The organism is Pseudomonas sp. FDAARGOS_380 (assembly GCF_002591235.1).
GTDB classification, from domain to species: domain Bacteria; phylum Pseudomonadota; class Gammaproteobacteria; order Pseudomonadales; family Pseudomonadaceae; genus Aquipseudomonas; species Aquipseudomonas salmasensis.
Genome location: NZ_CP023969.1, coordinates 2168370 through 2181539 on the forward strand (window position 1 = coordinate 2168370; position 13170 = coordinate 2181539).

Annotated in this window: 15 protein-coding genes and 1 other RNA gene; 8 read left to right on the plus strand and 8 right to left on the minus strand. The window is 60.6% G+C overall.

What is annotated here, in order from left to right:
• Nucleotides 1-24: 24 nt before the first annotated feature.
• Nucleotides 25-1491, plus strand: coding sequence for a 4-hydroxy-3-polyprenylbenzoate decarboxylase (gene ubiD / locus CRN80_RS10135; protein ID WP_098950071.1), 1467 nt, complete (start codon nt 25-27; stop codon nt 1489-1491).
• Nucleotides 1491-2459, plus strand: a complete 969-nt coding sequence (locus CRN80_RS10140) for a CDP-6-deoxy-delta-3,4-glucoseen reductase (RefSeq protein WP_098950072.1) — start codon at nt 1491-1493, stop codon at nt 2457-2459. Before ubiD ends, CRN80_RS10140 begins: the two co-directional genes overlap by 1 nt.
• 575 nt (nt 2460-3034) lie before the next feature.
• Here CRN80_RS10140 and CRN80_RS10150 read toward each other — a convergent pair.
• Complete coding sequence (locus CRN80_RS10150; protein ID WP_032894600.1) at nt 3035-3517, minus strand: hypothetical protein; 483 nt, start codon at nt 3515-3517, stop codon at nt 3035-3037.
• Nucleotides 3518-3767: 250 nt separating this feature from the next.
• Here CRN80_RS10150 and CRN80_RS10155 point away from each other — a divergent pair, with 250 nt between their 5' ends.
• Nucleotides 3768-4421 carry a gamma-glutamylcyclotransferase gene (locus CRN80_RS10155; RefSeq protein ID WP_098950073.1) on the plus strand — a complete coding sequence of 218 codons (654 nt, stop codon included), beginning with the start codon at nt 3768-3770 and terminating at the stop codon, nt 4419-4421.
• On the opposite strand, the gene glpT is transcribed toward CRN80_RS10155, so the two are convergent.
• Nucleotides 4418-5755: a glycerol-3-phosphate transporter gene (gene glpT / locus CRN80_RS10160; protein ID WP_032894604.1), complete on the minus strand. Its 1338-nt coding sequence runs from the start codon at nt 5753-5755 to the stop codon at nt 4418-4420. The genes CRN80_RS10155 and glpT overlap by 4 nt on opposite strands.
• Before the next feature lie 291 nt (nt 5756-6046).
• Complete coding sequence (locus CRN80_RS10165; RefSeq protein WP_032894606.1) at nt 6047-7024, minus strand: NADPH:quinone oxidoreductase family protein; 978 nt, start codon at nt 7022-7024, stop codon at nt 6047-6049.
• A gap of 150 nt (nt 7025-7174) precedes the next feature.
• Between CRN80_RS10165 and CRN80_RS10170 the strand changes: the two genes are divergently transcribed.
• The gene (locus tag CRN80_RS10170) at nt 7175-7582 is read left to right on the plus strand and encodes a flagellar basal body-associated protein FliL (RefSeq protein ID WP_003195317.1); all 408 of its coding nucleotides are present in this window, start codon (nt 7175-7177) and stop codon (nt 7580-7582) included.
• A gap of 109 nt (nt 7583-7691) precedes the next feature.
• Here the strand turns inward: CRN80_RS10170 and CRN80_RS10175 are convergent, their stop codons facing one another.
• Nucleotides 7692-8141: an EVE domain-containing protein gene (locus CRN80_RS10175; RefSeq protein WP_032894608.1), complete on the minus strand. Its 450-nt coding sequence runs from the start codon at nt 8139-8141 to the stop codon at nt 7692-7694.
• A gap of 195 nt (nt 8142-8336) precedes the next feature.
• On the opposite strand from CRN80_RS10175, the gene CRN80_RS31195 reads away from it, so the two are divergent.
• Nucleotides 8337-8486, plus strand: coding sequence for a hypothetical protein (locus CRN80_RS31195; protein ID WP_010207387.1), 150 nt, complete (start codon nt 8337-8339; stop codon nt 8484-8486).
• Between the two features lie 12 nt (nt 8487-8498).
• On the opposite strand, the gene CRN80_RS10185 is transcribed toward CRN80_RS31195, so the two are convergent.
• The 4 genes from CRN80_RS10185 to CRN80_RS10200 all read right to left on the minus strand — a co-directional run bounded on the left by CRN80_RS10185 (nt 8499) and on the right by CRN80_RS10200 (nt 9919).
• A complete protein-coding gene (locus tag CRN80_RS10185; RefSeq protein ID WP_098950074.1) occupies nt 8499-9128 on the minus strand; it encodes a 5-formyltetrahydrofolate cyclo-ligase in 630 nt (209 codons plus the stop codon).
• Nucleotides 9129-9186: 58 nt separating this feature from the next.
• A non-coding RNA gene (gene ssrS / locus CRN80_RS10190) (6S RNA) lies at nt 9187-9365 on the minus strand.
• Nucleotides 9366-9395: 30 nt separating this feature from the next.
• Entirely contained in the window at nt 9396-9713 is a 318-nt protein-coding gene (locus CRN80_RS10195) for a cell division protein ZapA (RefSeq protein ID WP_098950075.1), read from the minus strand.
• Nucleotides 9710-9919: a TIGR02449 family protein gene (locus CRN80_RS10200; RefSeq protein ID WP_003177365.1), complete on the minus strand. Its 210-nt coding sequence runs from the start codon at nt 9917-9919 to the stop codon at nt 9710-9712. The genes CRN80_RS10195 and CRN80_RS10200 overlap by 4 nt, the downstream gene beginning before the upstream one ends.
• A 138-nt stretch (nt 9920-10057) precedes the next feature.
• Here CRN80_RS10200 and CRN80_RS10205 point away from each other — a divergent pair, with 138 nt between their 5' ends.
• From CRN80_RS10205 to ubiH, 3 genes are read left to right on the plus strand one after another with little or no spacing between them, the layout of a single operon-like run.
• Nucleotides 10058-10615: a YecA family protein gene (locus CRN80_RS10205; protein WP_098950076.1), complete on the plus strand. Its 558-nt coding sequence runs from the start codon at nt 10058-10060 to the stop codon at nt 10613-10615.
• 20 nt (nt 10616-10635) lie between these two features.
• Entirely contained in the window at nt 10636-11958 is a 1323-nt protein-coding gene (pepP, locus tag CRN80_RS10210; protein ID WP_098950077.1) for a Xaa-Pro aminopeptidase, read from the plus strand.
• Nucleotides 11955-13142, plus strand: coding sequence for a 2-octaprenyl-6-methoxyphenyl hydroxylase (gene ubiH, locus CRN80_RS10215; RefSeq protein ID WP_098950078.1), 1188 nt, complete (start codon nt 11955-11957; stop codon nt 13140-13142). Before pepP ends, ubiH begins: the two co-directional genes overlap by 4 nt.
• Nucleotides 13143-13170: the final 28 nt, after the last annotated feature.

Genomic DNA, 13170 nt, shown 5'->3' on the forward strand with positions numbered 1-13170 from the left:
CCTATTTTACGGGTGGCATGGTTAATGAAATTCAAGGATCTTCGGGATTTCGTGCAGCAACTTGAGCAGCGCGGAGAGTTGAAACGTATCCAGATGCCGATTTCTCCGGTGCTGGAAATGACTGAGATTTGCGACCGTACCTTGCGCAACAAGGGCCCGGCGCTGTTGTTCGAAAACCCGACCGGCTTTGATATCCCGGTGCTGGGCAACCTGTTCGGCACTCCCGAGCGCGTGGCCTTTGGCATGGGCGCCGAGTCTGTCAGCGAGCTGCGCGAGATCGGTAAGCTGCTGGCCTTTCTCAAGGAGCCCGAGCCGCCCAAGGGCTTGAAGGACGCTTGGTCCAAGCTGCCGATCTTCCGCAAGATCATCGCCATGGCCCCCAAGGTGGTCAAGGACGCGGTGTGCCAGGAAGTGGTCATTGAAGGCGATGATGTCGACCTGGCCATGCTCCCGGTGCAAACCTGCTGGCCCGGCGACGTCGGCCCGCTGATCACCTGGGGCCTGACCGTCACCAAAGGCCCGAACAAGGACCGCCAGAACCTCGGTATCTACCGTCAGCAAGTCATTGGCCGTAATAAAGTGATCATGCGCTGGCTGAGCCACCGTGGCGGCGCCCTCGACTTCCGTGAGTGGTGCGAGAAGCATCCCGGCCAGCCGTTCCCGGTTTCCGTGGCCCTGGGGGCTGACCCGGCGACCATCCTCGGCGCAGTGACACCCGTGCCCGACAGCCTCTCCGAGTACGCCTTCGCCGGCTTGTTGCGCGGCAATCGCACGGAGCTGGTGAAGTGCCGCGGTAATGACCTGCAAGTGCCGGCCACCGCCGAAATCATTCTTGAAGGCGTGATTCACCCAGGTGAAATGGCCGATGAAGGCCCGTACGGCGACCACACCGGTTACTACAACGAAGTCGACAGCTTCCCGGTGTTCACCGTCGAGCGCATCACCCATCGGGTCAAGCCGATCTACCACAGTACCTACACAGGCCGTCCGCCCGATGAGCCGGCCATCCTCGGCGTGGCGCTCAACGAAGTGTTCGTGCCGATCCTGCAAAAGCAATTCCCGGAGATCACCGACTTCTACCTGCCGCCCGAGGGCTGTTCGTACCGCATGGCCATCGTGACCATGAAGAAGTCGTATCCGGGGCATGCCAAGCGGGTAATGCTCGGTGTGTGGTCGTTTTTGCGACAGTTCATGTACACCAAGTTCGTTATTGTCACCGACGACGACATCAATGCCCGGGACTGGAACGACGTGATCTGGGCCATCACCACGCGCATGGACCCCAAGCGCGACACGGTGATGATCGACAACACGCCCATCGACTACCTCGACTTCGCGTCGCCGGTATCGGGCCTTGGCTCAAAGATGGGCCTGGATGCCACGCACAAATGGCCGGGCGAAACCACACGTGAGTGGGGCCGGGTGATCGTCAAGGATGAAGCCGTCACGGCGCGGGTCGATGCGATCTGGAAAGAATTGGGAATAGATTGATGCGTGTAACCCTGCAACCTTCCGGTGCTGTGCTGGAACTGGCCCCTGGCGAGCGAATCCTCGAGGGCGCACGCCGCCTGGGCTATGAGTGCCCCCAAGCCTGCCGTAATGGCGTGTGCCATGTCTGCGCGGCGTTGTTGGTTGAGGGCCGCGTAAGGCAGGCCGGGGAGGAGCGCGATCATGGTGAGTTCTACACCTGTATCGCTGAGCCGCTGGAGGACTGCGTGGTGTTGTGGGATGGCGTTCTGGCGCCGGGAGAGTTGCCGTTGCGCCAATTGTCGTGCCAATTGATCGAGTGTGTGCAAGTGGGTGGCGATGTGTGGCGTGTGCGCCTGCGCGCCCCGGCAGGCAAGGCGGTGCGTTACCACGCCGGGCAATACCTGATGATCGAGCGGGACAGCGGCGAGAAATCTGCGTTCTCCCTGGCCTCGGCGCCCCATGCCGGACGGGAGTTGGAGTTGCATGTGCTGGCACGGGAAGCCAGTGCGCGCAGCCTCATCGAGCAGTTGCAGCGCAACCAGATGGCCCGCGTTGAGCTGCCGTTTGGTGACACTCACCTGGCCGAATTGCCGGATGGGCCACTGGTATTGATGGCAGCCGGCACCGGCATGGCGCAGATGCACAGCCTGATCGAGCATTGCCGCGCTTCAGGCTTCAAGCACCCGGTGCATCTGTACTGGGGCGTGCGCCTGCCGGAAGATTTTTACGAAATCGAGCATTGGGACCAATGGCTGCATTTACCCAACCTGTTCCTGCACAAAGTGGTCAGCGACCTGTGTGGTTGGGAAGGGCGCTGTGGTTTGCTGCATGAAGCGGTGTGCGAAGACATTGCCGACCTCAATAGCGTGCACGTCTACGCCAGCGGTTCGCCGGCGATGATCTACGGCACCCTGGACGCACTGGTCAACGCCGGCATGGATGCGCACCGGATGCGCGCCGACGTCTTCGCCTACGCCCCAAGGCCCTAATGTGGGAGCTGGCTTGCCTGCGATGACGGCCCCACAGCTGACGCCTATCTACCTGACGTCCTGCGAGCAAACTGTGGGAGCGGGCTTGCTCGCGAAGGCGGCCTGGCAGTCAACACGGTTGGATTGTGTATGTATCCATTGCTGCGGTAACGGCCGCTTAGGGTTCCGCCTGACGGCGGGTCACTTTGGAAAAGCCCCAAAGTAACCAAAGGGCTCTTGCCCCACCACTCGGCACCTCGCCTGGGCTCGGTGTGCCCGTAATCCGCCAGTAATTTGGGGGGCCGCCGCCACGCGCCATCCATGGCGCGGGGCGGCTAAACCGACATCCCTGCCGGTTTACCCCCCAAATCCCTGTCGAATTCCGGCCAGCGTGGTTTGACGGGGCGCCTGAGATCACAAGCAGATCAAGAGCAAGATCAAGAGCGACTCGCTTCGCATCGTGGTTACCGTCTGCTGTTAAAGCCCACAAAGTTGTGTAGATACCTATGCTGCGATAGCGGTGGGTCAGCGCCTCATTTGATGACTGGCACACCGCTATCGCAGGCAAGCCAGCTCCCACCGGGGACTGTGCTGTGTCAGAAGCGCACTCCAGTTGTCACCATTGCCGCGTTGAACCCGAGCAATACCAACTCAGCCGCCACCGGCCCGTAATGCGTGCCCACCGATGGAATGATCACCGGCGCCACGCCGAATCGGTTCAACGGGATCTTGTCGCGGTACTCGCCGCGATAGCCCTGGAGCAGCCCGCCGGTCAATTTTGCATACACCGGATAGTCGGCCATGTCATAGCGCTTGCCCACATAGGCGTAGTACGAGCGCTGGCGGAACGAGTTGCGAAAAGTCACCCCACCGTACAGCAGGCCCGATGCCTCGTTGCGTTCCAGGCCGATCAAGTCCTGATTGTTGTTGTGCTCTGGGTCTGGCGCGAAGTGCCGGGTGTAGACGCTGGTCTGGGCGTACCAGAAGCCTTTGTCGTCGTTGGCGGGTGGGGTTTCGCTCGCCAGGGCGGTGGTGGCTTGGGCCAGGAACAACAGCCCAGGCAATCGAAATTTTTTCATGGGGCGACCTCGATAGTCGATGTGATGAACGGCTAAGTGGGTCGTTGTGTGCGCGCTATTTTGACGGCTTGGCGCCCGCCCAGGCTGAACCGGGGCTGACAGTAGCGGGATTAACCGTGCAGATCCTGACGAGTGGTGGGCGTTGATTATGCCCAGTGGGACTTTTTCGCCGTACGGTTACAGCGCTGCGTTTTATTACGGTAAAGTCGCTTACAACTGGTAACACACAGGGGGCGCACCGCATTTCGCCATGACCGTCATTGAAACCGATCTTCTGCAATTGGCTTACCCTCCGCGACTCGATCTTGGGCCGCAACTCACCCACGAACAGTTAATGAGCTCGATGCAAGCCACCATGGCTCGGCATAAGGGTGGGCCGGTGTGGCTATTTGCTTATGGTTCGCTGATCTGGCGCCCTGAATGTTCATCCACCGAACGCGTACGGGCGCGGGTCCACGGTTATCACCGGGGCTTGTACCTGTGGTCCCATGAGCATCGGGGTACGCCGGAGTTGCCGGGGTTGGTGTTCGGGCTGGATCGCGGTGGTTCCTGCAGCGGGTTTGCCTACCGTTTGCCGGAAGACCAGTTGGAGGCCTCGCTGTATGCCCTGTGGCAGCGCGAGATGCCTTACCCCTCTTACCGGCCGCACTGGCTCAGCTGCCGATTGGAAGATGGCAGTACCGTGCAGGCGTTGGGGTTTGTGTTGGAGCGGCATTTGCCCAGCTATGCCGGCAACTTGCCCGATATCGTGCTTAACCATGTACTGCAAAGCGCTTGCGGGCGTTACGGCACCACTCGCGATTATGTCGAGCAGACCGTGAACGCCCTGCGTAGCCACGCCATGCCAGATAAAAACCTGGAGGCGCGGCTCAAGCGTTGTGCCAAGGATTGTCCGGGCGGTTAGCGCGCCGAGCTGACACTGTTGGTGTGCCACAGCGTAGGGATCAGGAATGCGATCGCCAGTACACAGGCGCTGATCAGCAGTACAAAACCGCCGTCCCAGCCGAAGTGGTCAACCGTGTAGCCCATGGCGGCACTTGCGGCTACCGAACCACCGAGGTAACCGAACAAGCCGGTGAAGCCTGCTGCGGTGCCGGCGGCTTTCTTCGGTGCCAGCTCCAGCGCCTGCAGGCCGATCAGCATCACCGGGCCGTAGATCAGGAAGCCGATGGAGAACAGCGCAATCATGTCGATCATCGGGTTGCCCGGCGGGTTGAGCCAGTAAACCAGGGTCGCCACGGTCACCAACGCCATGAACACGATGCCGGTCAGGCCGCGGTTGCCACGGAAGATCTTGTCCGACATCCAGCCGCATAGCAGCGTGCCCGGAATACCTGCCCACTCGTAGAAGAAGTACGCCCAGGACGACTTATCGACGGTGAAGTGCTTGGCTTCTTTCAAGTAGGTCGGCGCCCAGTCCAGTACGCCGTAGCGCAGCAGATAGACAAACACGTTGGCAAAGGCGATGTACCAGAGCATTTTGTTACGCAGCACGTATTTGACGAAAATTTCCTTGGCACTGAATTCGTCTTCGTGGCTGGCGTCGTAGCCTTCTGGGTAGTCGTTCTTGTATTTCTCGATAGGCGGCAGGCCCACCGATTGCGGGGTGTCGCGCATGGTGATGAAGGCAAACGCCGCCACTGCCAGGGCCACGGTGGCCGGCACGTAGAACGCTGCATGCCAGTCGTTGAACCACGCCATGCCCAGCAGGAACAGCGGGCCGATCAAGCCACCGCCGACGTTATGCGCCACGTTCCACACGGACACCACGCCGCCGCGTTCTTTCTGCGACCACCAGTGCACCATGGTCCGCCCACTTGGCGGCCAGCCCATGCCCTGGGCCCAGCCGTTGATGAACAGCAAAATGAACATCATGGTCACGCTGGACGTTGCCCAAGGTGCGAAACCGAAAATGAACATCACCCCCGCCGAAACCAGCAGGCCAAAGGGCAGGAAATAGCGTGGGTTGGAGCGGTCGGACACCAGGCCCATCAGGAATTTGGACAAGCCGTAGGCAATCGCAATCGCCGACATCGCCAGGCCCAGTTCGCCACGGGTGTAACCCTCGTCGATCAGGTAGGGCATGGCCAGGGAGAAGTTTTTACGCAGCAGGTAGTAGCCGGCGTAACCGAAGAAAATACCCGCGAAGATCTGCCAGCGCAGTCGTCGGTAGGTACTGTCTATTTTTTCTTCAGGCAGGGGCGCCTGGTGTGCGGCAGGACGAAAGAAAGCAAACATTCAAGAGCTCCAAATTTCTTGTTTTGACTGCGGATGCGAATGTTACAGTTTCGTTACCGAAAATAGCATCGCCTCTTATCCGCAAACACAGGAAACGCGAGCAATTGCATGTTCTTTTACGAACATGTCGCTAATAGATAAGTTGTGGGCGTGATTAGGTCCTAAGACCACTGAGTAACCACTGTGGGAGCTGGCTTGCCTGCGATGGCGATCTTTCAGGTTCATCTGTAGCAGCTGACCCACCGCTATCGCAGGCAAGCCAGCTCCCACATGGATTGCATTTCAGGTGTGTTATCGGGTTTGGACAACTATTTTACCCACCGCCTTGCGCTGCCCCAGATCATTGATCGCCTGCGCAGCCTGCTCCAGCGGATACACCTGCGACACCAATGGCTTGAGCTTGCCCTCGCCATACCAGGTGAACAATTGCTGGAAATTCGCCGCATTGTCCTGTGGCTGGCGCTGGGCAAACGAGCCCCAGAACACCCCGACCACCGCTGCGCCCTTGAGCAACGCCAGGTTCACCGGCAGTTCAGGAATACGCCCACTGGCAAAACCTACCACCAACAGCCGACCGTTCCAGGCAATCGAACGGATGGCCTGGTCAAACAGGTCGCCACCCACCGGGTCGTAAATCACATCAGCGCCGTTGCCATCGGTCAGGCGCTTGACCTCATCCTTGAGGCTGGCTTCGCTGTAGTTGATCAGCTCATCGGCACCGGCGGCCTTGGCGACTGCGAGTTTGTCGGCGCTGCTGGCGGCGGCAATCACCCGGGCGCCCATGGCCTTGCCAATCTCTACGGCAGCCAGGCCCACGCCGCCGGACGCGCCAAGTACCAGTAAGGTCTCGCCGGGTTGCAGGTGGGCGCGTTGTTTCAGTGCGTGCATGGACGTGCCGTAGGTCATGCTGAAAGCGGCGGCGGTATTGAAGTCCATGCTCGGCGGGATTGGCAGCACGTTATAGCCGGGCACCGCGACCTGCTCGGCAAAGCTGCCCCAGCCTGTCAACGCCATCACGCGGTCACCGACTTTCAAGTGGCTGACTTTCTCACCTACCTCGCTGACCACGCCTGCCGCTTCGCCACCGGGTGAGAATGGAAAGGGCGGCTTGAACTGGTATTTGCCTTCGATGATCAGCGTGTCCGGGAAATTCACCCCGGCCGCATGCACGTCCAACAGGATTTCATTCTTCTTGATCGCCGGGCTGGCGATCTCTTCCAGCACCAGGGTTTCGGCGGGGCCGAAGGCTTTGCACAGCACAGCTTTCATCGGACTATTCCTTTTGGCGTCGTGGCCGATAAGTGTAGGAGGGTACGCCCGTGGGTCAACGAGCATGCCCACGCCTGATAAGCCCCCATAAGCTTGTGCTCAGCCTTGCTAGCGTTATGCTACCCGGCAACCGAATTCGAGGAATGAACTGTGAAAGCGTGGATCCTGTTGATGCTGGCCCTGACCTTGCCGATGGCAGCCCAGGCCGAAGAAGCCAAAGAGGGCGAGGCGCCAAAGGTCAGCTATATCAGCCTGAGCCCGCCGTTCGTGGGCAATTACGGCCTGGATGGCACCGCCAAGCTCAAGGTCTACAAGGCCGACATTGCCCTGCGCGTGACCGGAGAAGAAGCGGCGAAGCTGGTCAAGGCCAACGACCCCTTGATTCGTAACCAACTGGTGGCGCTGTTTACCCAGCAGACCAACGAGACCATGAGCAGTGTGGAAGGCAAGGAAAAGCTGCGCCAAGAGGCGTTGAAGCAAACGCAGCAGGTGATGAACGATGAAACCGGCAAGCCGGTGGTGGAAGACCTGCTGTTCAACAACCTGATCATCCAGTAGGAGCGAGCTTGCTCGCGAAAAACGTCAACGATAACGCGTGCTGCCTGAATAAAAGCGGCGCCTGTGAGTTTTTCGCGAGCAAGCTCGCGCCTACAAGAAGCCAGGTCAGTTAAAGCAAATGTAGGACCGCGGCCCACTGCTCCGGTGTGACCGCCATGACCGAAAGCCGGCTGCCCTTTTGCACCAGCGGCATTTCAGCCAGTGCAGTTTGCTGCTTTAGATAGCCCAGGCCCAGCACCTTGGGGAAGGTCTGCACATGGGCGACATCGATCGCACTCCATGGGTTTTTCTCCGGCGTGGCCTTGGCGTCGAAATAGTGGCTTTCTGGTTCCAGCGCAGTGGGGTCCGGATAGGCAGCCCGGATGATTTTGCCGATGCCGGCAATCCCAGGCTCCGGGCAACTGGAGTGGTAAAAGAAAAACTCGTCGCCCACGGCCATGGCGCGTAAAAAGTTGCGTGCCTGATAGTTGCGAACCCCGTCCCAGCGCGCTTCGCCGAGCTTTTCCAGGCCGTTGATGGAGAGTTCGTCGGGCTCGGATTTCATCAGCCAGTAGGCCATTTTTGGGCTCCTGAAAAAGGCATTGGGCAAGTTGTCGGGCAATTGCATGACAAACCGACAGTCGGTTGGCGTCAAGGTTTGCGTGTTGGTTCACGTTACCGCAGAATGCGCGCTTTTAAGCTTGACGCAGCTGCAACGGACTACTTTGGAACGTTGTTGTCATCGTGTACGAGGTGCCTGAAAGGGGGGCAATCGATGCAACGTAAGCCGGATTTACTATGGATTTTGGTTATTTTGTTTGGTCTGGGCGTCGTGACCACCGGTTATGCCCAAAGCCTGTGGTCGAACAAGACCGATGCACCGGTTGAACTGGCTCAGCAGCAGCCACAACCGTTCAAGCGTTAACTCAAGCATTCACTAAGGCGCCGCTGTTTCCAGCGGCGTTTGTGCGACATACCACTGCTTATCGGTCACCGTCCCCGCCAACGGCACATCCCAGCTTGCCTGCGCCAGGCGTTCGACTTTCTGGCATTCATGGGCCAGCCCGAGCAGTGTTGGCTTGCGCCAGCTCTGGCGGCGGGCAAGATAGGCCAGGCTGCGGTCGTAAAACCCGCCGCCCATGCCCAGGCGCCCACCTCCATCATCGAACCCCACCAACGGCAACAACACCAGGTCCAGCGCCCAGACGTGGCGTTGGCGATGGGCATTGACCCGTGGTTCAAGGATGCGAAAACGGTTGGGCAACAACTTATCCCCAGGGCGTACGCGCTGGAACACCATCTTGGTGCGCGGCCAGGCGCTGAGCACCGGCAGGTAAGTGGCCTTGCCGCGGCGCTGGGCTGCACGCAGCAGCAGGCGCGGATCGATTTCACCGTCCGTGGGCAGATATAAAGAGATATGTTTGGCCCGGCGAAACAGCGGGTGCTGTGCCAGTTGCCGGTACAGACCGTGAGCGGCCTGGCGCTGCTCACTGGGCGTGAGGGCGCGGCGGGCCTTGCGCAACATGCGTCGAAGGTGCGGACGAGATAGCGGCGCAGGTTCGGTCATGGTTTTCCGGCTCATAAAACAATGCCAGTCCGGGGACTGGCATTGAGTTTGGGAATTCAGGCTCCCCGACAGAGCCGCTGTCGACTTAGCCCTTGAACCCGAAAGTTCAAGGTGGAAGAAGCAGTAGGCTTTAAGGCTTTCCGTCTAGCGGACATGCACACCAGCCCAACGTGCAACTTCCAGGGTAGTGCGAATCGGCTCAGGGACATCGCCGACTGGCAAACACGCCAGGGAGTGGGGCGAGTATACCTTAAACCTGCTCGGCAATCAGCCCTTGGGTGTTTCTGAATCGGTGGAAAGCACCAGATCCACGCGATCGAGCAGGTCACGCACCTGCTCGCGCGTCGAGCCGCTGGCCTGTACGTCAGGGCGCTCCTGCTTATGCAGCAGGTCGTGGGTGATATTCAGCGCGGCCATCACGGCGATGCGGTCGGCGCCGATCACTTTGCCGCTGCTGCGGATTTCGCGCATCTTGCCATCCAGGTAGCGGGCAGCGCTCACCAGGTTGCTGCGTTCTTCCTGGGGGCAGATGATCGAATATTCTTTGTCGAGGATCTGCACGGTAACGCTATTGCTTGAACTCATGAGTCTTGCTCCAGGGCCTTCAGGCGCGAAATCATCGATTCGACCTTACGCCGGGCGATTTCGTTTTTTTCAATGAGGTGAGCGCGTTCCTCGCGCCAGGTCTTTTCCTGAGCTAATAGGAGTCCGTTTTGACTCTTAAGTTGCTCGACCCGATCAATTAGCAGTTCGAGTCTGGCCATCAGCGCTTGCAGGTCGGTGTCTTCCATTGGGTTCCACTGGATTTGTCTGATGAATGGCAACTGCAGGATAAACGATCTGACGCCCTCGATAGTCTTGGTGCGTCTGCCGGTGCTAGGATACAGCGCTCCATTCTAGACATTGCGCCGTCTGGCGCCTAGCTCACCATGCCCATTCAGAACTCCCCGTACGATGCTTTTTCCAAACTGCTGAGCGCCAGCGGCCATCCATGCTCGCCTGCTGAACTGCACGGCGTGCTGTTGGGCCGCAGTTGCACCGGTGTCGGCTTTGATGCCGACACCTGGTTGGCCGATGTGGCCGAGCTGCTGGAAACCGAACCCACCGACAATGTGCGCAACGCATTGATCGGCCTGCAAGAAATGGTCAAGGGCGAGCTGACCGGTGATGACGTCACCGTGGTCCTGCTGCTGCCTACCGACGACGCCCCGCTGGCTGACCGCGCCGCCGCACTGGGCCAATGGTGCCAGGGTTTCCTCCATGGTTTCGGCGTGAATGCCGGCGGCCTGGAGCTGAGCACCGACGCCAAGGAAGTGCTGCAGGACCTGGCGGCCATCTCCCAGGTGCAAGATGCCCTGGAAGAATCCGAAGACGGCGAAGGCGACTACATGGAAGTCATGGAATACCTGCGTGTCGCGCCGCTGCTGCTGTTCACCGAGACTCGCAAGTCCGCTGAGCCCGCCGCGCCCAAGCCGTCGCTGCACTGAGAAAGGAAGCCCATCTGCCCATGATCCATATCCCCAAAGCGGAATACACCCGGCGCCGCAAGGCGCTCATGGCGCAGATGGAACCCAACAGCATCGCGATCCTGCCGGCCGCCGCCGTGGCCATCCGCAACCGCGATGTCGAGCATGTTTACCGCCAGGACAGCGATTTCCAGTACCTGAGCGGTTTCCCCGAGCCCGAAGCGGTGATCGTGCTGATGCCCGGTCGCCAGCACGGCGAGTACGTGCTGTTCTGCCGCGAGCGCAATGCCGAGCGCGAGTTGTGGGACGGCCTGCGTGCCGGCACCGAGGGCGCGATCCGCGACTTTGGCGCGGACGACGCATTCCCCATTACCGATATTGACGACATCCTGCCCGGCCTGATCGAAGGTCGCGACCGCGTGTACTCGGCCATGGGCAGCAATGCCGAGTTCGACCGGCATGTGATGGAGTGGATCAACGTGATCCGCTCCAAAGCGCACCTGGGCGCCCAGCCGCCGAACGAATTCGTTGCCCTGGATCATTTGCTTCACGATATGCGCCTGTATAAATCGGCGGCAGAAGTGAGAGTGATGCGCGAGGCGGCGCGAATTTCCTGTGCGGCCCATGTGCGGGCGATGCAGGCCAGCCGTGCCGGTTTGCATGAGTTCAGCCTGGAAGCCGAGCTGGATTACGAGTTTCGCAAAGGCGGCGCGAAGATGCCGGCCTATGGCTCCATCGTCGCCGCCGGGCGCAACAGCTGCATCCTGCATTACCAGCAGAATGACGCGGTGCTCAAGGACGGCGACCTGGTGCTGATCGACGCCGGGTGCGAGATCGACTGCTACGCCAGCGACATCACCCGTACCTGGCCGGTCAATGGCAAGTTTTCGCCCGAGCAGAAGGCGATCTACGAGATTGTGCTGGCCTCCCAGGAAGCCGCCTTCAAGCAGATCGCGCCGAACAAACATTGGAACCAGGCCCACGAGGCGACCGTGCAGGTCATCACCGCCGGCCTGGTGAAGCTGGGGTTGTTGCAAGGTGACGTTGACGAGTTGATCGCCAGCGAAGCCTACCGCGCCTTCTACATGCACCGTGCCGGCCACTGGCTGGGTATGGATGTGCATGATGTGGGCGAGTACAAAGTGGGCGGTGAATGGCGCGTGCTGGAAGTGGGCATGACCTTGACCGTGGAGCCGGGCATCTATATTTCCCCGGACAACCAGAACGTGGCAAAGAAATGGCGCGGCATTGGCGTGCGCATCGAGGACGACGTGGTAGTGACCAAGCAAGGCTGTGAAATCCTGACCGGCGGGGTGCCCAAGACCGTTGCCGAGATCGAAGCGTTGATGGCGGCTGCCCGATGAGCCGGGCTCACCTGGCGATTATCGGCGGCGGCCTGGTGGGCGCCAGCCTGGCCCTGGCATTGCAAGCGGGGGCCAAGGCGCGGGGCTGGAAGATCGTGCTGATCGAACCCTTTGCACCGGGCGACAGCTACCAGCCGAGCTACGATGCGCGCTCTTCTGCGCTGTCGTTTGGCGCGCGCCAGATTTACCAGCGGCTGGGCCTGTGGCAAGCCATTTCCCGGCGCGCCGAGCCGATCAAGCAGATCCACGTGTCAGACCGTGGGCGTTTCTCCACCGCGCGCTTGTCCGCGATGGAGGAGGGCGTGCCTGCCCTGGGTTATGTGGTGGAAAACGCCTGGCTCGGCCAATGCCTGTGGCAAGGCTTGGACAAGGAGGTGGTGAGCTGGCGCTGCCCGGCAGAAGTCACGCGCATGGAGCCGCTGCCCGATGGCTATCGCCTGACCCTCAATTATGAAACCGTGCTGGAATGCGACCTGGCGGTACTGGCCGATGGCGGCCGCTCCGGCTTGCGTGAGCAATTGGGCATTGGCGTGAAAACCCGGCCCTACAACCAGAGCGCGCTGATCGCCAACATCACCCCGAGCGAAGCCCACAATGGCGAGGCGTTCGAGCGCTTTACCGATGAAGGCCCCATGGCCTTGCTGCCGCTGCCGGACAACCGTTGCGCGCTGGTCTGGACCCGCATCGGCATGGACGCCCAGCGCCTGGCCAGCCTCGACGAGCGTAGCTTCCTGAGCGAATTGCAGGGCGTGTTCGGGTATCGCCTGGGCACCCTCAAGCAAGTGGGCGCGCGTCACCTGTACCCGTTGACCCTGGTGGAAGCCGAGGAACAAGTGCGCTCGCACCTGGCGGTCCTCGGCAATGCCGCCCACAGCCTGCACCCGATTGCCGGGCAGGGGTTCAACCTGTCCCTGCGCGATGCCAATGCCTTGGCCGAAGCCCTGTTGGCCGGGCCGGCGGTGCCGGGTGACTTGGCGACGTTGCAAGGCTATCGCGAGCGTCAGCGCCTGGACCAGCAACTCACCGTAGGCTTCTCCGACCAGGTCACGCGCCTGTTCGGCAGTGCTCAGCCATTGGTGGCGCTGGGCCGCAATATGGGCTTGCTCGGCCTCGACCTGTTGCCCCCGGCCAAACGCTGGTTCGCCCGTCAGGCCATGGGCCTGGGTACGCGTTCCGATGTTTGAAGCGGACCACACCTTTACTTGCGGCCTG